Below are 26,665 nucleotides of genomic sequence, written 5' to 3' on the forward strand. Positions count from 1 at the left end.
AGGGGAGTGGCAGGGTTAACGCGCGCGTTCAAGAGGCGCGCCTACGGCTTCCCACCCATCCGTTTGTAGCGTGTCTTGCCATACCGCGTCTTGCGCGTCCCGGGCTTGCCTTCGTTGGAACGGCCGACCATCGGCGCCTTGCGCTCGCCTTCGGGCAGGCCGAGCTCATCCGCCTCCAACCGCCTGATCTCGTCGCGCAGGCGTCCGGCTTCCTCGAATTCGAGGTTCGCTGCGGCCTCGCGCATACGCTTTTCAAGGTCTTCGATGTAGCTGCGCAGGTTGTGCCCGACGAGATTGTTGCGTTCATCATCGCCGGTATCGACCAGCACCGAATCCTGCGCCGCCGAATGCGCGACGATATCGTGGATGTTGCGCTTGATCGTCTGGGGCGTGATGCCGTGTTCCGCGTTGAACGCCTCCTGCTTGGCGCGGCGGCGATCGGTTTCGGCAAGCGCGCGTTCCATGCTTCCCGTTATGCGATCAGCATAGAGGATCACCCGCCCGTCGACATTGCGCGCGGCGCGGCCGATGGTCTGGATCAGCGAGGTTTCCGAACGCAGGAAGCCTTCTTTGTCGGCGTCGAGAATGCACACCAGCCCGCATTCGGGAATGTCCAGCCCCTCGCGCAGCAGGTTGATGCCGACCAGCACGTCATAGACGCCGAGGCGCAGATCGCGGATCAGCTCGATGCGCTCCAATGTCTCGACGTCCGAGTGCATGTAGCGCACCCGAACACCGGCCTCGTGCATGAATTCTGTTAGGTCCTCGGCCATCCGCTTGGTCAGTGTGGTGACGAGCGTGCGGTAACCCTTGGCGGCGGTCGCCTTGCACTCGGTGATGCAGTCCTGCACCTGATCCTCGACCGGGCGGATTTCGACCGGGGGGTCGATCAGGCCGGTGGGGCGGATCACCTGTTCGGCGAAGACGCCGCCGGTCTGCTCCATTTCCCAGCCGCCCGGTGTGGCGCTGACCGCGAAGGTCTGCGGGCGCATCGCGTCCCATTCGTTGAAGCGCAGCGGGCGGTTGTCGATGCAGCTCGGCAGGCGGAAGCCGTATTCGGCCAGCGTCAACTTGCGGCGGTGGTCCCCGCGCGCCATCGCGCCGATCTGCGGCACGGTCTGGTGGCTTTCGTCAACGAACAGCAGCGCGTTTTCGGGCAGGTATTCGAACAGCGTCGGCGGCGGTTCGCCGGGGAGCCGCCCGGTAAGGAAACGCGAGTAGTTCTCGATCCCCGCGCAGGAGCCCGTCGCCGCGATCATTTCGAGATCGAAATTGGTGCGCTGTTCCAGCCGCTGGCGTTCGAGCAGTTTGCCCTCGGCTTCCAGCTCCTTGAGCCGTTCCTCCAGCTCGAACTTGATGGCGGCCGTTGCCTGCTTCATCGTCGGGCCGGGCGTGACGTAGTGCGAATTGGCGTAGACCCGAACCTTCTCCAGCGAAGCGCCCTTGGTGCCGGTGAGCGGATCGAATTCGGAAATTCCCTCGATCTCGTCGCCGAAGAAGCTGACCCGCCAGGCCATGTCCTCATAGTGTGAGGGGAAGATTTCGAGACTGTCCCCGCGCACCCGGAAGCAGCCGCGGGTGAAGGCGGCGTCGTTGCGCTTGTATTGCAGCGCCACGAGCTTGCGGATCAGCTCGCGCTGGTCGACGGTTTCGCCCGCCTTGATGTCGAAGATCATCGCCGAATAGGTTTCGACCGAGCCGATACCATAGAGGCACGAAACCGAAGCGACGATGATCACATCATCCCGTTCGAGCAGCGCGCGGGTGGCCGAGTGGCGCATCCGGTCGATCGCCTCGTTCACGCTCGATTCCTTCTCGATATAGGTATCGGAGCGCGGCACGTAGGCTTCGGGCTGGTAGTAGTCGTAATAGCTGACGAAATATTCGACCGCGTTTTCGGGAAAGAAGCTCTTGAATTCGCCGTAAAGCTGCGCGGCGAGGATCTTGTTGGGGGCAAGGATCAGCGCGGGTCGCTGCAATGTCTCGATCACCTTGGCCATGGTGAAGGTCTTGCCCGATCCGGTGACACCGAGCAGCACCTGCGTCTTCTCGCCTGCGAGCGCGCTCTCTGTCAGCTCCTTGATCGCAGTCGGCTGGTCGCCTGCCGGTTCATAGTCCGACACCAGCTTGAACGGGATCCCGCCCATCGACTTGTCGGGACGCTGGGGGCGGTGCGGGGTGAAGTCGGCGCCCGTTTCGGGCTCGTCCAGTCCGCGGCGGATCACGAGTTCGGCCATGCCCTGCCATATGAGGGCAGCGCCCGCGCTTCTCAAGCGGCTTGCGATTTCCTGCCCTTTCCAATGCATAATTGGTTATGGATAAAGGCAATCGCGGGCGTCGCTTGGGCGGCCGGGCAAGGGAGGACATGCAAATGAAGCGGATTGCACTGGTCGCGGCGCTGGGCGGGCTGATGGCGGGTTGTTCGGGCGGCAACGCCGATGCCGACGGCAACGGCAAGGTGAGCATGGACGAAGCTGCCAGCCAGATCGCCGCCGAAGGGATCAAGCCGCAGCCCGGCCTTTACAAGGCGACCATCACCATGACCGGCATGGAAATCCCCGGCATGCCCGCCGAAATGGCAGGCCATGGCAGCGGCATGACCACCACGTCGGACTATTGCCTGACCGAGGAGGAAGTCGCCGAAGGCTTCGAGGAGATGATGAAGCGCGGCCAGAACGGCGAATGTTCCTATGACAGCTTCAGCTTGAAGGACGGCAAATTCGACGCGGTGATGGTGTGCAAGACCCCCGAAGGCGATGCCCGCATGACCATGAACGGCACGGCCACGCCCACCAGTTCCGATTTCACCGCGACCATGAAGATGAACGTGCCGGAAATGGGCGAGGGCACGATGAGCTTCGCCGCAAAGCACGAACGGGTCGGCGACTGTCCGGCGCAGTAGAATGTGTCGGATTTGTTACGGTGATTACAATTAATTGAACATTCATTCCGGTTCTGGCTTGGTGCGGGCAATGCAAATGCCCCGCCTTGCTCCGGAACGGTCCCGTCTGCCCGCCCCCCTGGTCGCGGCGGCGACGGCGGTCGGCGCGCAGGCGCAACAGGCGCAGCAGGCCTATGCCGCCAGCGAATTCGCCCGCCGCTTGGCGCTGGCGCGCGAGGACTGCCCCGAAGAACACGAGGCGGGCAAACCTGCGCTGGTGCGGATGCTGGGGGAGACGGCAGTGCTGCTCGAACCCTTCCGCCGCCCGCGCCGCAAGATCGAGATTGCCGCCACCGCCAATCCGCAGATGGTGATGATCCTGCCCGGCTTCGCGACCCATCCGGTGCGCATGCGTTATCTTGCGCGCCAGCTGGAGGCGGCGGGACACCATACCAAGCGCTGGGGCCTCGGCTTCAACTGGGGCCCGGACGAGGAACGCTTCGCATTTCTCGAAGCGCGGCTGGCCGATCTGCACGCGCGCCACGGGCGACCGGTGGTGCTGGTGGGCTGGAGCCTTGGCGGGCTGTTCGCGCGGGAAATCGCCAAGCGGCGGCCCGAAGCGGTCGCTAAGGTCATCACCATGGGATCGCCCTTTTCCGGCTCACCGCGCGCCAACAATGTCTGGCGGGCCTATCAGTTCATCACCGGCTATTCGGTCGATGCCCCGCCGGTCGATGCCGATCTTGCCGCCAAGCCGCCGGTCGAGACCGTGGCCTTGTGGAGCCCCAATGACGGTGCGATCGCCCCGCGCTGTGCGGCCGGGCGCGCGGGCGAGCGTGATCGCGCCATTGCGCTGCGCTGCACGCATATGGGCTTCACCTATGATCCGCAGGTGATCCACACCCTGCTCGGCGAACTCGAAGCCACGCGCTGAGGCTGCCGGTCGCAGTCTTGGCTGCGCAAAAGTCAGCAAGTGCTTTCCTTTTACAAAAGCGCGGTTAGATTGCTGCACTGCACCTAAAGGTACAAGCGGGGGTCAATGAGCGCCGAAGGCAGCACATTCGATGAAATGTTCGATGGCAACGGCAACACCCGTCCCGCCTACGGCGAATATTGTCGCTGGTTCGGTGAACAGCCCGGCGAATTCCTCAACCGCAAGAACCGCGAGGCGGATGATACTTTCCGTCGCACCGGCATCACTTTCAACGTCTATGGCGAGAACGAGGCGGAAGAGCGCCTGATCCCGTTCGATATGGTGCCGCGCATCATTACCGCCAATGAATGGCGCCGACTGTCGCGTGGGATCGAACAGCGGGTGCGGGCGCTCAATTCCTTCCTCTATGATCTCTATCACCGGCAGGAAATCGTACGTGCGGGCCGCCTGCCTGAACGGCTACTGCGCGCCAATGACGCCTGGCTTGCCAATATGGTCGGCTTCACCCCGCCGGGCGGGATCTATACCCACATCGTCGGTATCGACCTGGTGCGCACCGGGCCGGACGAATTCTTCGTGCTGGAAGATAACGCGCGCACGCCTTCGGGGGTCTCCTACATGCTGGAGAACCGCGAGACGATGATGGCGATGTTCCCCGATCTGTTCAGCCGGATTGCGGTGGAAAGCGTTTCCAACTACCCGCGCCGGCTTGCGCGCAGCCTCGCGGCCTGCGTCCCGCCCGCCTTCACCGGCGGCAAGCCGACGGTCGCGGTGCTGACGCCGGGCATCTACAATTCCGCCTATTTCGAACACGCCTTCCTTGCCGACCAGATGGGCGCGGAACTTGTCGAGGGCAGCGATCTGCGTGTGGTCGAGGGGCGGGTGCAGATGCGCACCACGCGCGGCTATAAACCGATCGACGTGCTCTATCGCCGGGTCGACGACGAATTCCTCGATCCGCTCACCTTCAATCCCGATAGCGTGCTGGGCGTGCCGGGGATCATGGACGTGTACCGCGCCGGCGGCATCACCATCGCCAATGCGCCGGGCACCGGGGTGGCCGACGACAAGGCGATCTATTCCTTCATGCCCGATATCGTCGAATTCTACACCGGCGAGAAACCGCTGCTGCCCAATGTCCAGACCTGGCGCTGCGCCGACCCGGACAGCCTTGCCTACGTGCTCGACAATCTTGCCGAACTGGTGGTGAAGGAAGTGCACGGATCGGGCGGCTACGGCATGCTGATCGGGCCGACCGCGAGCAAGCGCGAGATTGCCGCCTTCCGCGACAAGCTGAAAGCCAGGCCCGAAAACTACATCGCCCAGCCGACGCTCGCGCTGTCGACCTGCCCGATCTACACCCGCGCCGGGCTCGCGCCGCGCCACGTCGACTTGCGCCCCTTCGTGCTGGTATCGCCCGAAGGCATCGACATCACGCCGGGCGGGCTGACGCGGGTGGCGCTGAAGAAGGGATCGTTGGTGGTCAATTCCTCGCAAGGGGGCGGCACCAAGGATACCTGGGTGCTGAAGGACTAGGATGGGGGATACAAGACCATGCTAGGCCGCACCGCCAACAGCCTGTTCTGGATGTTCCGCTATCTCGAGCGGGCCGAGAATACCGCGCGCCTGCTCGAAGCGGCGCTGCGCATGGCGCTGACCCGCGATCTTGTCGCTGCCGAGGCCGAATGGCGCTCGGTGATCGCGACGCTCGGGCTCCAACAGCCCTACGAGGCCGCGCACGAGAGTTACGACGGGCTGACGGTGTGGAACTTCGTGCTGCGCGGCTCGTCCAATTCCGGCAATGTCCGCGCGATGTTCGGCGCGGTGCGCAGCAATGCGCGGCAAGCCCGGATCAACATCTCTTCCGACGTGTGGGAAGCAGTCAACGATAACTGGATGAAGCTCGACAAGCTGTTGTCGCGACCCGTCGGCCAGACCGCGGTGGGCGAGGTGCTGGGCACGATCCGGCGGGCGGGCACGCAGGTGCACGGCGCGTTCGACGGTTCGATGCTGCGCGACGAGGGATATCACTTCGCCCGCGCGGGCACCTTCATCGAACGTGCCGATAGCACCACGCGTATCCTCGACATGAAGTATTTCCTGCTGCTGCCTTCGCTGTCCTATGTCGGATCAAGCCTCGATACCGGACAGTGGGAGCAGGTGCTGCGCTCGGTCGCGGGGGCGCGGGTCTATTCGTGGCTCAACGCGGGCCAGATCGAGGCGCGCGGGATCGTCGAATTCCTCGTTCTCGACGACCGTTTCCCGCGCAGCCTTGCCTTTTGCCGCAGCGCGCTGCGCGAAAACCTTGCCGCGCTGGCGCGGATGCACGGGGTAGATGGCCAGGCGATTACCCTGATGCGTGATGCCGATACCCGCATCAGCCACCTGAGTGTCGACCAGATCTTCGATCAGGGGCTGCACGAATTCCTCGTCGATTTCCTCGCCCGCAATGCCGCGATCGGTCAGGCGATTGCCGGGGATTACCGGTTCCACGCATGAGGGCACGCGCATGAGCACCATGAGACTGGCGATCCGGCACACCACCCATTACGCCTTTTCCGAGCCGGTGATGCATGCGCTCCAGCGGGTGCGTCTGACGCCGAAGGAGACGCAGGGCCAGCGCATCATCGCCTGGACGATGACCTTCGAGAACGCTCATGCGGAGCTGTCCTACGACGACCAGCATTTCAACCACGTCACGCTGATCGGGATCGATCCGGGCGCGCGTGAGGTGACGGTGACTTGCGAGGGCGTGGTCGAAACCGAGGACAATGCCGGGGTGATCGGTCGCCATTCGGGTCACCTGCCGCTGTGGAGCTTCCTGCGTCAGACCCCGCTGACCCGCCCGGGTCCGAAACTGCGTGCTCTGCTGCGCGAAGTGCCGGGTTCGGCCGATGACGAGCCGCTCGAATTCCTGCACGCGCTGTCCGCCCTGATCCGCGAACGGATCGTCTACGAGGCCGGACGCACCCATGCCTCTACCACTGCCGAGGAAGCCGTCAGCCACGGTTACGGCGTGTGTCAGGACCACGCGCATGTCTTCATCGGCGCGGCGCGGGCGAGCGGAATTCCGGCGCGCTATGTTAGCGGCTATCTGATGATGGACGACCGGATCGAGCAGGAAGCGACCCACGCCTGGGCCGAAGCCCATGTCGAAGGGCTGGGCTGGGTCGGTTTCGACGTGTCCAACGGCATCTGCCCCGATCCGCGCTATGTCCGCGTGGCCACCGGCAGCGATTACAAGGACGCGGCGCCCGTCACCGGCATCAGCTTCGGCGGTACCGAGGAAGTGCTCAAGGTCGGTGTCGCCGTCGCGTCGGAACCACAGGTGCAGTCGCAATCGCAATCGCAGTCGCAGGATCAGACCACACAGTAACGCGATTTCCCGAAGCTTGGTGCTTTGCGCGCGCCGCGGCTTTGGGCTAGGGCTGCGCGCCCGCGTTGGCGGTGCCTGTGGAGATAAACCGACATGACCTATTGCGTTGGCATGGTGCTCGAATCCGGCCTCGTGCTGATGAGCGACACCCGCACCAATTCGGGCGTCGACAATATCTCTACCTTCCGCAAGTTGTTCCACTGGCAGGTGCCGGGCGAACGCATGATCGCGGTGATGACCGCGGGCAATCTTGCCACCACGCAGGCTGTCGTCAGCCAGCTGGAGGAACGCACCAAGGCCCCGTCGGAGCGCGACAACACGCTGTTGAAGGGGCCGACCATGTTCCAGGTCGCGACGGAGATCGGGCGGCTGCTGCGCGCCACGATCGAGGACGTCCAGCGCGCCAACGGCGATACCGGCAAAGGGCGTTTCACCGCGACCATCATCCTTGCCGGACAGATCGCCGGGATGCAGCCGCGGCTGTTCATGATCTACCCCGAAGGCAATTTCATCGAAGCGAGCTGGGACACCCCGTTCTTCCAAATCGGCGAGACCAAATACGGCCGCCCGATCCTGATCCGCGGCTATGACAAGGGCATGAGTTTCGAGGATGCGGTGAAACTGCTGATGGTCAGCTTCGATTCCACGCTCAAGGCGAACCTGTCGGTTGGCCTGCCTCTTGATCTGCTGGTGATCGAAAAGGATGCCTTTGCCGCCACCCACGAACACCGCGTTACCGCCGATGATCCCTATTTTGCAACGATCTCATCGGGTTGGGGCGATGCGCTGCGATCGGCGTTCCATTCGCTTCCGCCGTACAGTTTTGACGGCGAGAGCTGACCGGCGGGCGAAATCAAGGTTCGATATGGAGTAATATATCAAAGCCTTTTCAATGCCTTAATGTAGAGGGGGGATGATAAACCCTCCGGATCGGCGGCGACCTTGCGTGAATTGCGTACAGGGCTGGCGCAGTCATCGTCACATGACACGCAAAACCCCTCTCCACATCGTCGACTCGTGCAGCCGCCAGCGCGCCGAACTGGCCCGGGTGGGATTTGCCCTTGGTCACCATTGCGAAGTCTACGGGGATCTGTCGGAGCTTTCGGCCCATCCGCCGCGCGACGGGCTTATCATTGCCCGCGACACGGCCGAGGATGGCGGGGTGGGGATGATCCTTGAGCGGCTTGCCCGGCTGGGGATATGGCTGCCGCTGATCGCGGTCGAAGTCCAGCCACGCCCGAACCGCATTGTCGAGGCGATCAAGTCGGGCGCGCTCGATTATCTGGCCCTGCCGCTCGATCCCGAACGCTTTACCCGCTGCCTGACCCGGATCGAGAAGGAGGCCGAATTGTTCGGCGCTGCCCGTCGCCGCATGATCGAGGCGCGCGACCGGATATCGACGCTGTCGGCGCGGGAACGCGAGGTGCTCGATTGGCTGGCGGAAGGCAGCAGCAACAAGGCGATCGCGCGCGAGCTCGAAATCAGCCCACGCACGGTTGAAATCCACCGCGCCAACATGATGAACAAGCTTGGTGCGCGTCACGCTGCCGAAGCCGTTAGGCTGCGGCTGGAAGCGAAGCTGGAACCCAGGTTGCGGGCCTAGTCCGCCGACAACGGGAAGGTACCCCCGGGCGGCTCCGGTGCTTCTGGTGGTTCAGTGCGCCGGAGCCGCTGAAAGGTAAGGCTTCCGGATCTAGCGGCAGAACTTCGCGCCGGTTCCTTCGAGATGGAAATGATCTTCGTGCGCGGCATTGTATTCGGGGCCGAGCACCGTGCCGAAGCGCTTGCAGGCGCTCCGGTGCACCACCCGCAGGAATTCGCGCGTCTCCGCATCCCCGCCGTTCCAGTCGCGCCGCAGCACGATCCGGCGGCCATCCTCCAGCACGAAGCCTGAAACATCGATTGCTTCGGCGCGGGCGTGCGCGGAACGGCGTTCCGTCCCGGCGACATTGCGGCAGGCATAGGAGCCCATTGTTTCGATCCGTGCGATCGGGCTGCCGAGGATCTGGCGCGCGGCGCGATCGACCCCGAAACGCGCCCAGTCGCCGAAGGCCTTGGCGGTGCCGCAGCGGACGGGCCCGAGATTGCTGACCCCGAAAATCGAACGGTCGCCCGCCAATGCCGACAGCTGCACGGTGCCCAGTTTGTTGCAGCCCGGTGCGGCGTAGGTGTCCGGCAGCAATTCGAACCGCGCGCCGCTTGCGCCCAGATCGGCAAGGCAGCCGCGATCGGTCTCGCTTGCAGCATAGCTTTGCGGGGCCGACGCGATCCCGGTGGCAGGCCGTGCCGGCGCGCGTGCGGCAGTGCTCGCCGTGCCCGGCGCCGCGCCGCTGCTTCCGCCGGGAACCATCGAACCGCAGCCCGCCAGTGCGAGTGCGCTTGCCAGCAGCGTCGTTCCGCGAATGAATGCCTTTGTTTTCATGGCTAAGAATTATTGCGCAGAAATGGTTAACGAGCCGGAAACAAATGCGCTGAAGCGAGGCTTGCCTGCGGCATAGGGGTGATTGCCGGTGCGATTACGGCAACTCGTCCGCAACCTGTTCCCACAATTCGATCTTTATCCCGTCGGGATCGAGCAGCCATGCAAACTTGCCATAGCCTTCGTCCGCCTGCCCAAGGATCGCAACGCCCTTGGCTTTGAGCCCGGAAACGAACCCGTCTAGGTCATCGACCCTGAAATTGATCATGAAGCCGCCCGTGCCCGGCTTGATATATTCATCGTCGGCGAAATGGCTGACCAACGAATAGGGATTGGCGCGCGGATCGTCGGCCCACGCGAATTGCGGGCCATAGGGGCCGTCGATCCCCAGGGTATCGCGATACCACGCGCGGGTCGCTTCCGGGTCGCGCACCACGTAAAATACGCCGCCCAATCCAGTCACTCTGGGCCCGGTCACGCGCGGCCCGCTGCCATGATTGTCTGTCATCGTCCTTTCCTCCCCACGGAGCAAAGTGCCCCATGTTGCGACCTGAGGGAAGGGCGATACGTTCAGAACCGGGTAGTGAAGGCCACCAGCCCGGCCGGAAGCACGTCGAGCAGCGCGGCCTCCAGCACCTTGTCGAAGCCGGACAGCACCATCGCGCCGACCACCACCAGCGCCGCGCCGAATAGCGGCTTGCCGTAGCGGGCGAGTGTCACGAGTGTCTTGCGGCGTTCACCCAGCGCCCGGCGCGAACCATAGGCGAAGGCGAGGATTGAGGTGGCCACGCCCAGCCCGAAGGCAAGGAAGATGGTGAAACTCGCCAGCAGGTTCTCCCCCTGGCTTGCCGCCGCAATCGCGACGCCGAGCGTCGGGCCGACGCAGGGTGCCCAGACCAGGCCGAGCAATAGGCCGATCACCGCCTGTCCGTGCCACCCGTTACCGCTGACCTGCGCCAGCCTACGGTTGCCGAAACCGGCCAGCGGCGCGGCTGCGGCGCTGAGCGCGGTCTGAGCCTGCGGCACCAGCAGCACAAAACCGGCCGCCAGCAGCAATGCGCCCGCCAGCGCGCGCACCGCGCCTTCGTCGATCCCCAGCGCATGGCCGAATGCGATCGCGGCAAAGCCGAAAGTGGTGAAGCTCGTCACCAGTCCGGCGGCAAGCGCAAGCGGCCCGGCGCGGCTCTTGCCCAGCGCCGAACCGACGAGGATGGGCACCAGCGGCAGCACGCAAGGATTGAGGATCGTCACCAATCCCGCAAGGAAGGCGAGCAGCACGCCGGTGGCCATGATGCGCGCTCCTTACAGCGCGCCGAGGACGACGGCGCGTAGGCGCTTGCGATCGGTCTCGGCAATGGAGCGGGCGACTTCGCGTTCGCCTTTGAACACCACCACGGTCGACTGGCGCGGGATGCGGTGGGCGCGCAGGAAGGCCTTGTCGCTGTCGAAATCGACCTTGATGAAGACGATCTTGTCGCCGGCCTGCTCCTTGCGCAGTTCATCGAGGATGGGAGCCTGTGCGCGGCAGGTGGGGCACCAGTCGGCATGGACATCGACCACGATGGTTTTGCCTGCGGCCTGTGCGGCGGCGAAGGCCTTGGCATCATAGGCCTGCCAGCCGCCGCCGGTTTCCGCGCGGGCGGTGACAGTCAGGGCGGCAGCGAACAGCGCGCCGATAGCGGCGAGCAGCGAGACAAAACGCAGCATGGGAAATCCTCCGGTCAGGAAAACAAGGTGCAGGAGCGCACCGCCCGTCCGGATGGGGGGAGGGGGGGAGGACGGCGGCGCGTTCCTGACACCCCGGGTTTCGCGTGCAGGTGCCCGGTGGTTACACCGCCAGCAGGTTTTTCCGGGTCGCCTTGCTGACCACGATGATCGCCAGCATCGCTGCGGCAAAGCCGGGGACGATTTCGTAAAGACCCGGTCCGCCCATAAAGGCCTTGTTCCAGCCCAGCGCGATCCACGCCGCGACCACGCCAGCCCCGGTCACAAGCCCCGCAACCGCACCTGCGCCCGTCATGCCGCCGCCATCCTTGCCGTGCCACATCAGCGCCAGCAGGATCAGCGGGCCAAACGCAGCGCCGAAGCCCGCCCAAGCATTGGCGACGAGACCCAGCACCTCGCTGTTCGGATCGCTCGCCAGCAGGCAGGCGGCGACAGCGACCAGCGCCACGGCGATGCGGCTGACATTCACCGCCTCGCGCTCCGACGCGTCGCGGCGCAGGAACAGGCGGTAGAAATCCTCGGTCAGCGATGAGGACGACACCAGCAGCTGCGAGGAAATCGTGCTCATGATCGCCGCCAGCAGCGCGGCGTAGAGGAACCCCGTCACCGCCGGGTGGAACAGCAGTTGCGCGAGCACGATGAAAATCGTTTCGGGGTCGGCGATCACCAGCTCGTTGCGTTCAACATAGGCGCGGCCCGCGATGCCGAGGCCGATCGAACCGATCAGCGCGATCCCCATCCAGCCGAGGCCGAAAGCGGCCGCGCGGGGAACGTTCTTCACCTTGTCGATCGCCATGAAGCGCACGATGATATGCGGCTGGCCGAAATAGCCCAGACCCCAGGTGACCGCGCTGATGAAGCCGATTGCAGTGAGGCCGTGGGTGATGTCGAGGAAACCCTCCACCGGCACGTCCTTCAGACTCCCGCCCGCTTCGCCGCCGGCGCCGAACATTACCACCAGCGGCATGATGACGAGCGCGCCCATCATGATCAGCCCTTGCACGAAGTCGGTCAGGCTGACGGCCAGAAAACCGCCGATCATGGTGTAGGCGAGCACGATCCCCGCGGTGATCAGGATGCCCATCATGTAATCGCTGAACATCGTGTTCGGCAGGATGCCGGCAAAGGCGGTCTCGAACAGCTTGCCGCCGCCCACCAGCCCCGCGGCGGTATAGACGGTGAAGAAGGCGACGATAATCACCGCCGAGGTGACGCGCAGCATCGTCGCCCGCTCGGGGAAGCGGTTGGCGAGGAATTGCGGGATGGTCAGCGCGTTGCCAATCCGCTCGGTCTGTTCGCGCAGGCGCGGCGCTACGAGCACCCAGTTGGCCAGCGCGCCGACGAACAGCCCGATGCCGATCCACGCCTCCACCAGCCCGGCGGCATAAAGCGCGCCCGGCAGGCCCAGCAGCAACCAGCCAGACATGTCGCTGGCCCCTGCCGACAATGCCGCGACCGAAGGCGGCAGGTTGCGTCCGGCGAGCAGGTAGCCTTCCGAATCCGCTGTCGATTTGCGCCAGGCGTAAAGCCCGATCGCGAGCATGAGGACGAAATAGGCGGCGAGGGAAGCAAGGGTTGCGCTGTTCATGGCGCGGGTGGGTAACAAGCCGGAGCGTGCTTGGCCACCGCTCGCCCGAAATTCGCAAGGATTGCCTAGCGCTGTGGCGGATCGGCTAAATCCCTGTCCCGCAATCAGGATGCGCGGCAAGATTATGTCGCGAGGCAGGGCGGCATGAAATCACGCCGCCCGGCCTTGCGAGGATCAATCTTCCTTCTTGCGCTTGGCCTTCTTGCGCTCGTGCGGGCACAGCAGCGCCTTGCGCAGGCGGATCGATTGAGGGGTGACTTCGACCATCTCGTCGTCGTCGATATAGGCGATCGCCTGCTCCAGGCTCATGCGGCGCGGCGGGGTGAGGCGGATCGCGTCGTCCTTGCCGCTGGAGCGGATGTTGGTGAGCTGCTTGGCCTTCAATGGGTTCACTTCGAGATCGTCGGGCTTGGCGTTCTCGCCGATCACCATGCCTTCGTAGACCTTCATCTGCGGGCTGATGAACAGCGTGCCGCGCTCTTCCAGCGAGTTAAGCGCATAGGCCACCGCCTCTCCATCGCCGTTGGAGATCAGCACACCGTTGATGCGGCCTTCGATCGGGCCCTTGTAGGGGCCGTACTTTTCGAACAACCGGTTCATGATCCCGGTGCCGCGCGTGTCGGACAGGAATTCGCCGTGATAGCCGATCAGGCCGCGCGAGGGGGCGGAGAAGGTAATGCGGGTCTTGCCGAGCCCCGAGGGGCGCATTTCGACCAGGTCGGCCTTGCGGCGCTGCATCTTCTCGACAACCGTGCCCGAATGTTCGTCATCGACGTCGATCACGACCGTCTCGTAAGGCTCCATGCGCTTGCCGTCTTCCTCGCGGAACAGCACGCGCGGGCGGCTGATGCCAAGCTCGAAGCCTTCGCGGCGCATCGTTTCGATCAGCACGCCGAGCTGCAATTCGCCGCGTCCGGCGACTTCGAAGCTGTCCTTGTCCTCGGATTCCGTCACGCGGATCGCGACATTGGTTTCGGCTTCGCGCAGCAGCCGGTCGCGGATCATGCGGCTGGTAACCTTGCTGCCTTCGCGGCCCGCAAGCGGGCTGTCATTGACCGAGAAGCGCATCGCCAGCGTCGGCGGATCGATCGGCTGTGCGGCGATGGGTTCGGTCACCGAGGGATCGCAGATGGTGTTGGCGACGGTCGCCTTTTCCAGACCGGCGAGCGCGATAATGTCACCCGCGCGCGCGATTTCGACCGGAACGCGTTCCAGACCGTCGAAGCTCATCAGCTTGGTTGCGCGGCCAGTTTCAATCACCTTGCCGTCCATGTCGATGGCGTGGATCGGGTCGTTGACGCGGATCGTGCCCGACTGGACGCGGCCGGTCAGCACGCGGCCCATGAAGTTGTCGCGATCGAGCAGCGTGGCGAGGAAGCTGAACTTGGCGTCCGGGTCGAGGCCCGGGGGCGGTACGTGCTCGATCACCTTGTTGAAAAGCGGGGCGAGGGTGCCGCTGCGGGCTTCCTGATCATCGCTGGCATAGCCGTCGCGGCCCGAGGCGTAGAGCACGGGGAAGTCGAGCTGTTCGTCATTGGCATCGAGGCTGACGAACAGGTCGAACACTTCGTCGAGCACTTCCTGCGGGCGGCCGTCGGGACGATCGATCTTGTTGACGACGACGATCGGCTTGAGGCCCAGCGCCAGCGCCTTGCCGGTGACGAACTTCGTCTGCGGCATCGCGCCTTCCGCACTGTCGACCAGCAGGATCACGCCGTCGACCATGGAGAGGATGCGCTCCACCTCGGCACCGAAGTCGGCGTGGCCGGGGGTGTCGACGATGTTGATGCGGGTGGTATCGCCGCCGCCTTCCGGCGTCCATTCGACGCTGGTGCACTTGGCGAGAATGGTAATCCCGCGTTCCTTTTCGAGATCGCCCGAATCCATCGCGCGTTCTTCCACCCGCTGGTTCTCGCGGAAAGTGCCGGACTGGCGGAACAGCTGGTCGACCAGCGTGGTCTTGCCGTGGTCAACGTGGGCGATAATCGCGATATTTCTCAGCGAGGAGGACATTTTTTCGTTTTTCCAGTCAGGTCCCGGGCGCAGCCGATCCGGGCAGGTCAAAAGCATGGCGCACGGCCGGGCGCGCGAGGTAGGCCGGGTTTGTGGCGGGTTGGCGACAGGCCGCGACGCTACGGCAAGGTGCCGCGGGCGCGCTGCTTGTTGCGTTGCAACATTGCCGCGCCGCCTAGCGCAAGAGCGTCGGATGGGCAAGCGTCGGGGCGCAGGCGCTGCTTTGCAAGGGGTTAGTCACTGTGGCCTGCGTGCCACACACGGCGTTTTTGCCCCCGGAAACCGCGGGCTTTGCGCTTGTCGGGCAACCGTCGCTGGCTTATCACTCGGCCCGTCGACCACGGGAGAGAACGTATCGGGAGGTACGGGCCGGGGTCGAGGGATTTGAGGAGAGGAGCTTCCATGCGTTCGACCCACACCGGCTTTGCCGGCTCGTACCGATCCACCCTGCTGGCAGGTGCTGCCGCCATTGCCGCCGCCATGCCGGGCGTCGCGCTGGCACAGGACCAGGAGCCCGAAATCGAGGCACCGGAAAGCAGCAACGTCATTATCGTCACCGCGTCCAAGCGCGAACAGACCCTGCAGGAAACTCCGATCGCAGTGTCGGTGACCAGTGGCGAAGTGCTGGAGCAGGCGCAGATCCGCGACGTGCTCGACCTGCAGACCGTCACCCCGTCGCTGCGCGTCAGCCAGCTTCAGACCTCGTCGGCCTCGACCTTCATCATCCGCGGTTTCGGTAACGGCGACAACAACTTCGGCGTCGAACCTTCGGTCGGCGTGTTCATCGACGGCGTGTTCCGTTCGCGTTCGGCCGGCGCCCTGTCCGACCTTAACAACGTCCAACGCATCGAAGTCCTGAACGGTCCGCAATCGACCCTGTTCGGCAAGAACGCCAGCGCCGGCGTGATCTCGATCATTACCCGCGAACCGCAGTTCGAGTTCGGCGGTTCGGTCGAGGCGAGCTACGGCAATTTCAACAACATCTTCCTTCGCGGTGATGTGACCGGGCCGATTACCGATAACATCGCCTTCTCGCTCGACGGCACCTATCAGAAGCGTGACGGGACGGCGGAGATCGTCAATCTCGGTGTTGACCAGAACGACCGTAACCGCTGGTCGACCCGCGGCCAGCTGCTGATCGAGCCGACGCCCGATTTCCGCATCCGCGCGATCGCCGACTATTCGCGTATCGACGAAGTTTGCTGTCAGGTCGGCACTGTTGTCGCCGGCCCGACTGCGCCCGCACTCAACCTGTTGGGCGGGCAGGTGCAGAACTTCGACACCTTCTTCAACCGCACGTCGAGCCTCAACATCGTGCCGGTCAACGAAGTCGATAACTACGGCGGCTCGATCCAGATGGATTACAGCGCCGGTGCGCTGAGCTTCACCTCGATCACCGCCTATCGCGAACTGACGAACTTCTTCCGTTCGGATATCGACTACACCGGTGCCGACATCGCCCGCGAACAGCGCGATCAGGGCGTCGACACCTTCACACAGGAACTGCGCGTCGCGTCGGATTTCGACGGGCCGATCAACTTCCTGCTCGGCGGTTTCTACTTCGACGAGAAGATCACGCAGGAAAGCCGGATCGAGAACGGGTCGCAGATCCGCGACTTCTTCGAAATCCTTGCCGGCGGTAACCCGGCGGCCGTCCTTTCAGGCGCGCCGAGCGTGTTCAACGGGGTGGAGGCCGCACTTGGCCTGCCGCAGGAAAGCATCTTCCTGACCCCGCTGCTGACCAGCGAAAGCTTCCGCATGGACAACACCGCCTGGTCGGTGTTCGGTACGGTCGACTTCGAACCGGTCGACGGCCTCGTGCTGACCGCCGGCTTCAACTACACCGACGACAAGAAGCGTTTCGCGCTGAGCCAGAATAGCTTCGATCCGCTGGCCAACATCAACCTTGTCGATGCGGTTATCGTCGGCCAGATCGCACAGCTGACGGCGACGCCGCCGGCCAATATCGGTCCGGCCCAGATCGCCGCCTTCCAGGCCGCCAACCCGGCTGCTTTCGCCGCGATCGCGGCGGCGGCGACCAACCCGGCGCAGAACCCGCTGCTGGCACTGCAACCGTTCCAGTTCCAGCCGCCGTTCCTCGCCATTCCGAACGCGGTAGAGGATGGTCGTACCAATGACGACAAGTTCACCTACCTGCTGCGCGCCGCGTATCAGTTCTCGAACGAACTGAACGTCTATTTGAGCTATGCCACCGGCTTCAAGGCGAGCTCGGTCAACCTTTCGCGCGACAGCCGTCCGCTGGGTACCGATTTCGTTGCCGGCCCGCGTGGTTCGACGATCCTCGCGCCGTCCTCGCCGATCCGCGATGCGGGGCTGGCGGTTCCGAACCTCGTATCCGGCACCCGCTTTGCCGGTCCGGAAGAAGCCGAAGTCTACGAAATCGGCGTGAAGGGCCAGTGGGACGGCGTCGGCTTCAACCTCGCGGTGTTCGACCAGACGATCCAGGGCTTCCAGAGCTTCGCCTTCACCGGCACCGGCTTCGCCTTGCGCAACGCAGGTGAACAGTCGGTCAAGGGCTTCGAGTTCGACACCACGATCAACCCGACCGACGGTCTGGTGCTGACCTTCGCGGTGACCCACCTCGATCCGCTGTTCGACAGCTTCACCGGTTCGGTGGTTGGTGATCTGACCGGCCAGCGGCCGGCGGGCATCCCGTCCTGGGCGATCGCCACTTCGGCAACCTACACCCACGAATGGGACAGCGGTTCGAAGCTGATCACCCGTCTGGATTACAGCCACGAAAGCAATACCGACATCAACAACGGTCTGCCGACCTTCAATGCGGCGCTGGGCAACACGGAGATCTTCCGCCGCGAGGTCAACCTCGTGAACGGCGCGATCACGCTGGCGCTCAATAACGGGATCGAACTGGGTGTCTGGGGCCGCAACCTGCTCGACGACGAATATCTGCTCACCGTCTTCGACGGCGTCGCGCAGGCGGGCACGGTTTCGGGCTATCCCAACCAGCCGCGCACCTATGGCGGCCTGGTACGCTTCCGCTTCTGACGCGGACGCCCGTAACGAAATGCGAAGGCCCCGTGCAGCGATGCGCGGGGCCTTTTCGTTTGCCTTGGAACAAGGATTATGGTGCCTTGAGAGGGTGTTACGCACAACGCATGAGAGGGGATCACGCACATGGAATGGATGATTTTGCCGTTCAAACGGTATGTCGATTTTCAAGGCCGTTGGCGGCGCAAGGAGTTTTGGATGTTCCAGCTCCTCAATATTCTGGTCGGGCTGCTGCTCGTCACTCCGGCCATCATCCTTTCGCCGACAAGCAGCAGTTCCGACTTCGATTCCCAGGGAGACGGTTTCTCGGCATCGGCCGACTTTGCGAGCAATTTCTCCGAAAGTCCGATCGCTTTGGTTCTGATCGGCATCTACGCTCTTTATGCTCTGGCTACCTTTATTCCTTCGATCGCGGTCACGGTCCGGCGGTTCCATGATCGCGACATGTCCGGGTGGTGGTATCTCGGGTTCATAGTTGGCAGCGCGCTTCCGATAATCGGTTTGCTCATCGCATTGGGGTTGCTGGTTGTTATGGCCATGCCCGGCACGCCGGGCAGCAACCGCTTTGGCCCGGATCCCAAGGATCCCTTCAGTGAAGATGTCTTCGCGTGATCTTGCTGCCGCGCGCGCTCTGCGGGATAGCCTAGAGCTCTCGCAGAGCGCGGGCGGGTTTTGCGCGCAGTAGCGGCAGCGAACCCGCCAGCGCGAAGCCGAGCACCAGCGCCACGCCGAGGCCGAGCACCGCGAGCACCTGCCCCCAGTCGGGTAGCCAGTCGAATTCGAACAGGCGGGTTATCACGACCCATGCCAGCCCGCCGCCGAGCGCCAGGGCGACCAGCGCCAGCAGGCCCGCGAGCAGGCCGTATTCGGCCAGCTGCAACAGCAGGATCTGCCTCCGGCTCGCCCCCAGCACGCGCAGCATCACCGTGTCATAGGTGCGCGCTGCCCGTGCGGCGGCAATCGCGCCCATCAGCACCGCGAGACCCGCCAGCACCGTTACAGCCGCCGCTGCCAGCGTGGCGAGGCTGACTTGCTGGAGCAGGTTGCGCGCCTCCACCAGAATACCGCCGACCTCGATCACCGAACTTGACGGCAATTCCTTCACCAGCGCGCGCAACAGCGTTCCGCGCGCGGCGGAGTCCGCATCTTCGGGCAGATCGATGGTCGCGGCGAGATTGTGCGGCGCATCGCTGATCGCGTTGCGGCTGAACACCAATGCGAAGTTGAAGCCCATGCTTTCCCAGTCGATTTCGCGCAGGTTGGCGATGCGCGCGGTGCGCTCGACCCCGAGAATGCCGATCGTGAGATAGTCACCGACCTTGAGGCCGGTGGCGTCGGCCAGCCGCTTGTCAATCGAAACCAGCGGCTCTCCCTGATGCACCGGGCTCCACCACTTGCCTGCGACGACGCGGTTTCCGGGCGGCACGCGATCGGCATAGGTAAGCCCGCGCTCACCGCGCAGCGCCCAAGCGCCTTCGGGGATTTCCTCCAGATCGGCGACGCGGACCATCTTGTCCTTCTGGCCATAGGCCAGCACCGCGCCGCGCATGGTCGGGACGGAACGGATCACGGCATTGGGGAAGTCGGCCTCGACCAGTTCGAAGAAACGCGCTTCCTTGTCGCGCGGCACGTCGAGCACGAAGTAATCGGGCGCCTCGCGCGGCACGCGGCTCTGGATATTGCCGTCGATCGCGCTTTGCACTGCGGCAAGCAGCACGAAGGCGGCAAGTCCGAAGCCGAGCGCCGTCACCAGCGCGCCGGTGGGGGCGCCGGGACGGTGGAGATTGGCAATCGCGCTTCTGAGCAGCGGGTTGGCCGGGCGCGGCAGGCGGCGGGCGAAATGCTGGATCGCCCAGCCGAGCCCCGCCAGCAATACCAGCGCGCCGCCTGCGCCGATCAGGAATCCGCCCGACAGCATCGGCTGATCAGTCGTCAGCAGCGCCAGCGCACAGATCGCGGCAAGGCCAAGGCCCGTTACCAGCAGCGCCCGCTTGTCGCGCGACAGCGGTACGATGCCCGATCGCATCAGCGCCATTGCCGGAAAGGTGCGGGCACGCAGCAACGGCGCGGCAGCGAAGGCAAAGGCGACCAGAAGGCCATATGCTCCCGCCAGCGCCAGTGGGCCGGGCGCGATGATAAAGCCGCTTTCGACCGGCAGCAGGCCTTGCAATGCGCTGGCCAGCAGCGGTGTAACAGCGACGCCCGCCAGCAGCCCAGCAAGGCTTCCCGCCAGTGCCGCGGCGCCGATTTGCAGGGCATAGATGCGCACGATGTCAGCCGAGGTCGCGCCCAGCACTTTCAGCGTAGCGATGCTGCTGCGGCGCTGGTCGAGGTAGGACGACACGCCGCCGGCAATCCCGATTCCGGCAATCACCAGCGCGGCGAGGCCAACCAGCGTGAGGAAATCGCTCATCTGCCGCACAAAGCGGTCTGCCCCGGGCGAGGCACGGTCGCGCGTGCGGAAGTCGAAGCCCGCTTCGGGGAAAGCCTCTGTCAGTTCCTCCTCGACCGCTTCGGGGTCGCGGCCCGGATCGGCAAAGGCGACGCGGTGCTTGCTCTGGTACAGCGCGCCCGGTTGCAGCAATCCGGCCTCTGCGGGCACGCCGCGCGCGACGATCACCGTCGGGCCGAGCTGGAATCCTTCGGACAGGCGATCGGGCTCGTCCCTGATCACGCCCGCTGCGGTCAGCGTTACGGTGCCCACGCTGAAGCTGTCGCCGACCTTGATCCCCAACCGTTCGAGCGCACCCTCGGCAATCCACGCGTCATTGCCGGACGGCGCGCCGACCTCGCGCCCGTCGGCAAGCACGAGCGTCCCGAACATCGGCCACTTCGCGTCCACCGCCTTCAATTCGATCGGCGCGGCGGCATCGGGCGTGCTCGCCATGGCCTGCAAGCGGAAACCGCCCGATACCTCGCCATATTCCTGCAATGCGGCCAGTTCGTCGGCACGCAAATCGCGCTGCCAAACCTCGACCTCGAGATCGCCGCCGAGCAGTTCCTGCCCGCTGGAAGCCAGTTCACGCTCGATCGCGGCGGTCAACGTGCCGATCGCGGCCAGGGCGGCGGTGCCGAGGAAGATGCACACCAGCAGCAGCCGCAGCCCCTTGAAGCGGGCATTGAGATCGCGCCGGGCGATGCGCCATGCGGTCGAAAGCGGCAGGCTCATGCGCCCGAAGCCGTGTCCGAGACGATCACCCCGTCGGCCATGGTCAGCACCCGCTCGCAGCGCGCGGCAAGGCTGGCGTCATGGGTGATGATCAGCAGCGTCGCCCCGGTTTCGGCGCGGCGTGCGAAGAGGAGGTTGATGATCTCCTCACCGGTGGCGGCGTCGAGGTTGCCGGTCGGCTCGTCGGCGAAGATCAGTTCCGGGCGCGGTGCGGTGGCGCGGGCGATGGCGACGCGCTGCTGCTCACCGCCGGAAAGCTGGGTGGGATAATGCCCGGTGCGGTGGCCGAGCCCGACCGCTTCCAGTTCCGCCAGCGCGCGCGGCGCGGCATCCTCCATCCCGGCCAGTTCCATCGGTGTGGCGACATTCTCTGCCGCTGTCATGGTGGGCAGCAGGTGGAATGCCTGCAGCACGATCCCGATCCGTCCCCGCCGTGCGGCAGCAAGGCCATCCTCGTTTAGCGACGTGAAATCCGCACCGGCGACCGTCAGGCTGCCGCCGCTGGCACGTTCGAGGCCGGAAAGCACCGCCATAAGCGAGCTCTTGCCCGAGCCGGAAGGACCGAGCAGCGCCACCACCTGCCCATGCGCGATGTCGAGATCGATACCCCGCAGGATCGTCACCGGCGCGGCACTGCTGCCGAGGGTGAGGGTGAGATTGCGGGCGGAGATTGCGAGAGAGGGACTTGTCACACGGTTCCGATGGCATAGGTGAAGGGATGCAACAAGGTACTGTCACGGAAGGTTCGCGGATGCACGGGCGCGGTTGGTCGAAAATGATGGTGGCGGGCGCGGCTCTGCTGGCGCTGGCGGCTTGCGGCGATCCCGCCGAAGAGGCGACCGCGCCGCCCGCTTCGGGCGCGGCGCTTGGCGCGGGCGAAGGGCCGCCGCCGATCCCGGTGATGGGGCCGGAACGGCGCATTCTGGCATTCGGGGACAGCCTGTTTGCGGGCTATGGCCTCGAACCGGAGCAAAGTTACCCGGCGCAGCTGGAGGCGGCGCTGCGGGCCAAGGGCGTGAATGCGCGGATCGCCAATGCGGGCGTGTCGGGCGATACCAGTGCGGCCGGATTGATGCGGCTTGCCTTCACGCTCGACGCGCAAGGCGAAACCCCCGATCTGTTCATCCTCGAACTGGGCGGCAATGATCTGCTGCGTGGGCTTTCGCCGGAGGAAACCAAGGCCAATCTCGGCAAGATGCTGGACGAATTGAAGGCGCGCGGCATTCCGGTGTTGCTGATGGGGATGCGTGCGCCGCCCAATTACGGGCCGGAATACCAGGCGCAGTTCGATGCGCTCTACCGCGAACTTGCGAAGGAGCATGGCGCGGCGCTGATCCCCTTCTGGCTGGAGGATATCTATCGCGAATCCGATCTGTTCCAGGACGATCGCATCCATCCCACGGCAGAAGGGATCGAACGGCTGGTTGCCTCGACGCTCGGAGAGGTCGAAGGGGCGCTGCCCCCACCCGGCGAAGGCTAGAGCCGTTCCACGCTGCCGCCGCTGACCCGCCAGATCGCCGCTTCTTCGCGGATCGCGTCGAAGGGGGCGAGTTCGGTGCCGGTCATCCACACCTGCGCGCGGCCTTCGCGCAGCCGCCGGAACAATTCGGTGCGGCGCACCGGGTCAAGGTGCGCGGCGACTTCATCAAGCAGCAGCACGCTCGGCCGGCCGGAGGCGGCGAGGATGCCATGGGCCAAAGTGATCGCGATCAGCATCGCCTTTTGCTCGCCAGTCGAACAGGATGCGGCTGGCTGGCGGGTGCTGGCCATCACCACCTCCAACTCGTCGCGCTGCGGGCCCGTGAGCGCGCGGCCCGCCGCCCGGTCGCGCGGGCGATTGCGGGCGAACTCGGCGCGCAAACCGGCCTCGTCGGTCGGGCCGCCGGAGCGATAGGCGAGGGCGGGGCGCGCAAAAGGTTCCGGGGGCAGCGCCGATAATTCATCCGCCAGCCGTGCGACCAGCTCCGCCCGTGTCGCCGCCACGGCCGCACCGTGGTCTGCCGCCTGCGCTTCCACGGCATCCAGCCAGCGCGGATCGCCCCCATGTTCAAGCAACCGTCCGCGTTCGCGCAGCGCCGCCTCCAGCGCATTGACCCGCCGCGCATGATCGGGTGCGATCGCCAGCGCCATGCGGTCCATGAAGCGCCGCCGCGCGCCCGCGCTGTCGGTGAACAGCCCGTCCATCGCCGGGGTGAGCCATGACAGCGCCAGCCATTCGGCAAGGCTTGCCGCGCTCGCGGGCGCGCTGTTGACCCGCACCAGCCGCCGTCCGGGCTGACCCGCTTCGGTATAGGTGCCGATCCGCGCGGAGACAGTGCCCGCCTCGTTCAGACTTGCGCCGATGGCGAAAGGCAGCGGAGCATCGCCCGGCGCAGGGCGGCGAGCGAGATCGGCAAGGTTCGAACGCCGCAAGCCACGGCCCGGTCCGAGCAGCGATAGCGCTTCGAGCAGGTTGGTTTTGCCCGCGCCGTTTTCGCCCACCAGCAGGTTGAAATGGGCCGTCTCCCCAAGCGTCGTGCTTGCGTGGTTGCGGAAGTTTTCGAGGCTGATCCGGCTGAGGCCCATGGCCTTTGCGCGGTTAGCGGGAGGGGCAGGATTTGGCCAGTGCGCACACCCCGCAATCCGCAATCCCAATCCTTAGGAAATTTCACCAAGCTTTCGGGAAGGTGAACGGCATGTCGGCCGGTTGAAAGCAAAGGAATGGCGGAATTCCGCCGTTTTTCGAGTTTGGCACGGCTCCTGCAATGTTGTTTGCGTCCCCGGGATGGTCTCGAGGGACAGCAAAAAACACCAAGGAGATTACCCCATGTTTGCCATCGAAGCTTCCGAACGCTTTTTCGCTGCTGCCTTCTCGGTCGTCATTTCGGCCGCGTTCCTGGCCTATGCGATCATCCCCGCCAGTCCGAGCCTCGTTGCCTGATTTCGGCACTGACCAGCTCTTTTTTCACAAGGACCATTTGACCATGTTCGGCCCCGAAACTTCTGCCCGCTTCGCCTCTGCCACCTTCGCGGTGATCCTGACGGTTGCAAGCTTTGCCTATGCGATCATCCCCGCCAGCCCCGGCCTGACGGCGTAAACCCTAACCACGCAACAGGAGTGCGACTGAAATGAACAACGTTACCCGCAATCCCGACGGCAAGCCGCCCCGCGCTGGCTTCCGCCTCGACAAGACCAATGCGAAGGTCTTCGGCGTCTGCGCCGGGATTGCCGACTATTTCGGCATCGATACGATGCTGGTGCGGATCGGCTTCGTCGCCGCCACGCTGCTCGGCTTTGGCAGCCCGATCCTCATCTACCTCGCGGTCGCGCTGATCGCGGATTGAGTGCAGCGCCAGAAAAGCGGTTCCCGGTTTTCGGGCCGCTGCACCTGATTGGACAAACCGGGAAGGGGCCTTTTTGGGCCCCTTTCTTTTTTACATGGCGGAAATGCCGCCATCCAGTTTCAGCTCCGCCCCGGTCATGAAGCGGCTTTCATCGCTGGCGAGATAGAGCACCGCATTGGCGATGTCGTTGGGCTCGCCCACGAATTTGAGCGGGATCTGCCGCGCCAGCTTTTCCATCAGCACCTCCTTGTCGAGCGCGTGCGCCTTGGCCGTCCCGTCAAGGATCGGCGTATCGACGAAAGTCGGGTGCACCGAATTGCAGCGGATCTGCATGCCCTTCTTGGCGCAGTGCAATGCGATCGACTTCGACAGCATCCACACCGCCGCCTTTGAGGAATTATAGGCCGGCATGGTGTCGCTGGCGATCAGGCCGGCGATGCTGGAGATGTTGATGATCGATCCCGGCGCATGCTCGCGCATCAGCGGCAGCGCCTTCTGGCAACCGTGGAAGATCGAATTCACGTTGATGTCGAAGCAGCGCTGCCAGTCCTCGAACTTGCAGGTCTCGATATTGCCGGCAACGCCGATCCCGGCATTGTTGACCAGCACGTTGAGCCCGCCGAGGTGTTCGCGCGCGGCATCCACCGCGGCTTCCCACTGCGCCGGGTCGGTCACGTCATGGGCGATCGAAAAGGCGGTGCCTTCGCCCATTTCGGCATTGATGATCGCCGCGGTTTCCGCCGCGCCCGCACCATTGATGTCGGTTGCCAGCACCCGCGCGCCTTCCTGCGCCAAGCGGATGCAATGCGCACGGCCCAGGCCCTGTGCGCCGCCGGTCACCAGGGCCATCTTGCCCGCTACACGTCCTGCCATATCTTGATCCTCTCCCAAATATTCCGGTGCTATCAGCCCAGCAAATTCAAAAACAGGGCGATGCGCACGTCGACCGCGTGTCCTGCGCGTCGCCATTCGGCCACGAAGCGCGAAAGATCGCGCAAGGCAACCCGGTGAACGGTGATATTCTCGCCTTCCGTCCCGCCGCCTTCGCCCACGCGTTCCAGCGCGGTCGCCTTGAGCAGGGTGAAGCATTCCGAAACCATGCCCGGCGAGGAATAGAATTCGCCCAGCACCTCGAGGCTTCCGGCGCGATAGCCGGTTTCCTCCTCCAGCTCGCGCGCGGCGGCGAGGGTCGCATCCTCGCCTTCCTTGCCCTCGTCATCGCCGATCAGCCCGGCCGGAATCTCGAGGCAAAAGCGGCCCAGCGGTACGCGATACTGGCTGACCAGGATGACGTGGCGCGTGCCGTCCGGGTCATCATCAAGGGCGATGATCGCGGCGGCGCGGATGCCGCGCGCGCGCCCGACATATTCCCACCGCCCGCGCTTCTTGGCCGTGATAAAGCGGCCTTCCCACATGATCTCTTCAGGCAAGTCGGCGTCGCGATCTTTGATCAAGGGGAACTCCATCGGGTGAGGCTGGGTGGCGCTTTTCGACAGGTTCGCGCGCGGCGGGTCAAGAGGGAAGGGTGATCAGACTTCGATCAGCCGATCGGGCAGCTCGTTCACGTCCTCGCTGCCGCGCGGGAAATGCTGCGACAGAACGAAGCCGACATCGCGGATGCCCGCTGCCAGCCCTTCGGCGACATGGCCCTTGCGGATATGGCTGAGCATATCGCCCATCGCCTCGCCCCAGACTTCGGCCGGAACCTTGGCGGCGATGCTTTCGTCGGCGACGATCTCGGCCCGGTGTTCGCGCATCGACAGGTAGATCAGCACGCCGGTGTGGCCGGTGGTGCGCGCCTGCGCGCCGACCTTGAACTGGCGCACTGCCTGATCGTGGACGCGTGCGGTACGGGTGGGGCCCGGCACCAGCGCGAATTTGAGCGGCTGCCATTGCTGTACCAGCATCACGACCAGGAAGGTGAGCAGGCCAAGCCCGATCACCATGCTCGCCAGCTCTCCGGTGGTCCATTCGTGGCCCCAGCCGCCGATCAACCGGTCCCACAATTCGAGAAAGGGCAGAGGAAAGGCCGCAAAGATGCTCATCATCGTGAAAGCCGCGCCCGCCGCCCAGAGCAGCGCGACATCGGTGTAGCCGTCGCTGCGGTCGGCGAGCACGGTCACGATCTCGCCCGCGGTCGCGCTTTCCGCCTCGGTCACGGCTTCGCTGACCAATCGGTGTCCTGCCTCGTCAAGCCACGCCATGT

At 64.7% G+C, this 26,665-nt stretch carries 26 protein-coding genes; 13 read left to right on the forward strand and 13 right to left on the reverse strand.

All coding sequences use genetic code 11. The features are described 5' to 3' along the window. Positions 1-41: 41 nt before the first annotated feature. Positions 42-2,237 (reverse strand): excinuclease ABC subunit UvrB, encoded by a 2,196-nt coding sequence (uvrB, locus tag OIK40_RS07565; RefSeq protein WP_273677500.1) that lies wholly within the window; start codon positions 2,235-2,237, stop codon positions 42-44. Positions 2,238-2,371: 134 nt separating this feature from the next. Between uvrB and OIK40_RS07570 the strand changes: the two genes are divergently transcribed. The 7 genes from OIK40_RS07570 (at position 2,372) to OIK40_RS07600 (ending at position 8,794) form a co-directional block, all read left to right on the forward strand. Continuing rightward, positions 2,372-2,902, forward strand: coding sequence for a DUF3617 domain-containing protein (locus OIK40_RS07570; RefSeq protein ID WP_273677501.1), 531 nt, complete (start codon positions 2,372-2,374; stop codon positions 2,900-2,902). A gap of 76 nt (positions 2,903-2,978) precedes the next feature. Next, positions 2,979-3,815: an esterase/lipase family protein gene (locus OIK40_RS07575; RefSeq protein WP_273677502.1), complete on the forward strand. Its 837-nt coding sequence runs from the start codon at positions 2,979-2,981 to the stop codon at positions 3,813-3,815. Positions 3,816-3,920: 105 nt separating this feature from the next. Continuing rightward, positions 3,921-5,351, forward strand: coding sequence for a circularly permuted type 2 ATP-grasp protein (locus tag OIK40_RS07580; RefSeq protein WP_273677503.1), 1,431 nt, complete (start codon positions 3,921-3,923; stop codon positions 5,349-5,351). Positions 5,352-5,369: 18 nt separating this feature from the next. Continuing rightward, positions 5,370-6,314, forward strand: a complete 945-nt coding sequence (locus tag OIK40_RS07585; protein WP_273677504.1) for an alpha-E domain-containing protein — start codon at positions 5,370-5,372, stop codon at positions 6,312-6,314. A 19-nt stretch (positions 6,315-6,333) separates the two neighbouring features. Further along, positions 6,334-7,191, forward strand: coding sequence for a transglutaminase family protein (locus tag OIK40_RS07590; protein ID WP_273677874.1), 858 nt, complete (start codon positions 6,334-6,336; stop codon positions 7,189-7,191). A gap of 93 nt (positions 7,192-7,284) precedes the next feature. Continuing rightward, positions 7,285-8,031, forward strand: a complete 747-nt coding sequence (locus OIK40_RS07595) for a proteasome-type protease (protein WP_273677506.1) — start codon at positions 7,285-7,287, stop codon at positions 8,029-8,031. 142 nt (positions 8,032-8,173) lie between these two features. Further along, the gene (locus OIK40_RS07600; protein WP_273677507.1) at positions 8,174-8,794 is read left to right on the forward strand and encodes a response regulator transcription factor; all 621 of its coding nucleotides are present in this window, start codon (positions 8,174-8,176) and stop codon (positions 8,792-8,794) included. Between the two features lie 90 nt (positions 8,795-8,884). Here the strand turns inward: OIK40_RS07600 and OIK40_RS07605 are convergent, their stop codons facing one another. From OIK40_RS07605 to typA, 6 genes are all read right to left on the reverse strand, one after another. Then, positions 8,885-9,613, reverse strand: a complete 729-nt coding sequence (locus OIK40_RS07605; protein WP_273677509.1) for an extensin family protein — start codon at positions 9,611-9,613, stop codon at positions 8,885-8,887. 94 nt (positions 9,614-9,707) lie between these two features. Continuing rightward, complete coding sequence (locus OIK40_RS07610) at positions 9,708-10,118, reverse strand: VOC family protein (protein ID WP_273677511.1); 411 nt, start codon at positions 10,116-10,118, stop codon at positions 9,708-9,710. Between the two features lie 62 nt (positions 10,119-10,180). Continuing rightward, positions 10,181-10,900 (reverse strand): cytochrome c biogenesis CcdA family protein, encoded by a 720-nt coding sequence (locus tag OIK40_RS07615; protein ID WP_273677513.1) that lies wholly within the window; start codon positions 10,898-10,900, stop codon positions 10,181-10,183. A gap of 12 nt (positions 10,901-10,912) precedes the next feature. Beyond that, complete coding sequence (locus tag OIK40_RS07620; protein WP_273677514.1) at positions 10,913-11,317, reverse strand: thioredoxin family protein; 405 nt, start codon at positions 11,315-11,317, stop codon at positions 10,913-10,915. A 121-nt stretch (positions 11,318-11,438) separates the two neighbouring features. Next, positions 11,439-12,923, reverse strand: coding sequence for a sodium/proline symporter PutP (putP, locus tag OIK40_RS07625; protein ID WP_273677515.1), 1,485 nt, complete (start codon positions 12,921-12,923; stop codon positions 11,439-11,441). Positions 12,924-13,097: 174 nt separating this feature from the next. Beyond that, a complete protein-coding gene (typA, locus tag OIK40_RS07630; RefSeq protein WP_273677517.1) occupies positions 13,098-14,936 on the reverse strand; it encodes a translational GTPase TypA in 1,839 nt (612 codons plus the stop codon). Positions 14,937-15,338: 402 nt separating this feature from the next. Here typA and OIK40_RS07635 point away from each other — a divergent pair, with 402 nt between their 5' ends. Both OIK40_RS07635 and OIK40_RS07640 read left to right on the forward strand, forming a co-directional pair. Beyond that, positions 15,339-17,963 carry a TonB-dependent receptor gene (locus OIK40_RS07635; RefSeq protein WP_273677518.1) on the forward strand — a complete coding sequence of 875 codons (2,625 nt, stop codon included), beginning with the start codon at positions 15,339-15,341 and terminating at the stop codon, positions 17,961-17,963. A gap of 129 nt (positions 17,964-18,092) precedes the next feature. Next, entirely contained in the window at positions 18,093-18,578 is a 486-nt protein-coding gene (locus OIK40_RS07640) for a DUF805 domain-containing protein (RefSeq protein WP_273677520.1), read from the forward strand. A gap of 31 nt (positions 18,579-18,609) precedes the next feature. Here the strand turns inward: OIK40_RS07640 and OIK40_RS07645 are convergent, their stop codons facing one another. Together OIK40_RS07645 and OIK40_RS07650 are read right to left on the reverse strand one after the other, a co-directional pair. Continuing rightward, entirely contained in the window at positions 18,610-21,135 is a 2,526-nt protein-coding gene (locus OIK40_RS07645; protein WP_273677522.1) for an ABC transporter permease, read from the reverse strand. Continuing rightward, complete coding sequence (locus OIK40_RS07650; protein ID WP_273677524.1) at positions 21,132-21,827, reverse strand: ABC transporter ATP-binding protein; 696 nt, start codon at positions 21,825-21,827, stop codon at positions 21,132-21,134. The genes OIK40_RS07645 and OIK40_RS07650 overlap by 4 nt, the downstream gene beginning before the upstream one ends. Positions 21,828-21,853: 26 nt before the next feature. Here OIK40_RS07650 and OIK40_RS07655 point away from each other — a divergent pair, with 26 nt between their 5' ends. Beyond that, the gene (locus OIK40_RS07655) at positions 21,854-22,615 is read left to right on the forward strand and encodes an arylesterase (RefSeq protein ID WP_273677526.1); all 762 of its coding nucleotides are present in this window, start codon (positions 21,854-21,856) and stop codon (positions 22,613-22,615) included. On the opposite strand, the gene recF is transcribed toward OIK40_RS07655, so the two are convergent. After that, positions 22,612-23,700 (reverse strand): DNA replication/repair protein RecF, encoded by a 1,089-nt coding sequence (gene recF / locus OIK40_RS07660; protein WP_273677529.1) that lies wholly within the window; start codon positions 23,698-23,700, stop codon positions 22,612-22,614. The genes OIK40_RS07655 and recF overlap by 4 nt on opposite strands. Before the next feature lie 241 nt (positions 23,701-23,941). On the opposite strand from recF, the gene OIK40_RS07665 reads away from it, so the two are divergent. From OIK40_RS07665 to OIK40_RS07675, 3 genes are read left to right on the forward strand one after another with little or no spacing between them, the layout of a single operon-like run. Next, positions 23,942-24,055 (forward strand): enoyl-CoA hydratase, encoded by a 114-nt coding sequence (locus tag OIK40_RS07665; protein ID WP_273677531.1) that lies wholly within the window; start codon positions 23,942-23,944, stop codon positions 24,053-24,055. A gap of 43 nt (positions 24,056-24,098) precedes the next feature. Then, positions 24,099-24,212 (forward strand): enoyl-CoA hydratase, encoded by a 114-nt coding sequence (locus OIK40_RS07670; RefSeq protein WP_273677533.1) that lies wholly within the window; start codon positions 24,099-24,101, stop codon positions 24,210-24,212. A gap of 31 nt (positions 24,213-24,243) precedes the next feature. Next, on the forward strand, positions 24,244-24,459 hold the full coding sequence (locus OIK40_RS07675; RefSeq protein ID WP_273677535.1) for a PspC domain-containing protein: 216 nt from the start codon (positions 24,244-24,246) through the stop codon (positions 24,457-24,459). Between the two features lie 90 nt (positions 24,460-24,549). Here the strand turns inward: OIK40_RS07675 and OIK40_RS07680 are convergent, their stop codons facing one another. From OIK40_RS07680 to OIK40_RS07690, 3 genes are all read right to left on the reverse strand, one after another. Beyond that, positions 24,550-25,332: an SDR family oxidoreductase gene (locus OIK40_RS07680; protein WP_273677536.1), complete on the reverse strand. Its 783-nt coding sequence runs from the start codon at positions 25,330-25,332 to the stop codon at positions 24,550-24,552. 32 nt (positions 25,333-25,364) lie between these two features. Further along, positions 25,365-25,910: an NUDIX hydrolase gene (locus OIK40_RS07685; RefSeq protein WP_273677876.1), complete on the reverse strand. Its 546-nt coding sequence runs from the start codon at positions 25,908-25,910 to the stop codon at positions 25,365-25,367. Positions 25,911-25,988: 78 nt separating this feature from the next. Next, positions 25,989-26,663: a TPM domain-containing protein gene (locus OIK40_RS07690; RefSeq protein ID WP_273677538.1), complete on the reverse strand. Its 675-nt coding sequence runs from the start codon at positions 26,661-26,663 to the stop codon at positions 25,989-25,991. Positions 26,664-26,665 lie beyond the last annotated feature (2 nt).

Source organism: Erythrobacter fulvus, assembly GCF_028595285.1.
Lineage (GTDB): Bacteria > Pseudomonadota > Alphaproteobacteria > Sphingomonadales > Sphingomonadaceae > Erythrobacter > Erythrobacter fulvus.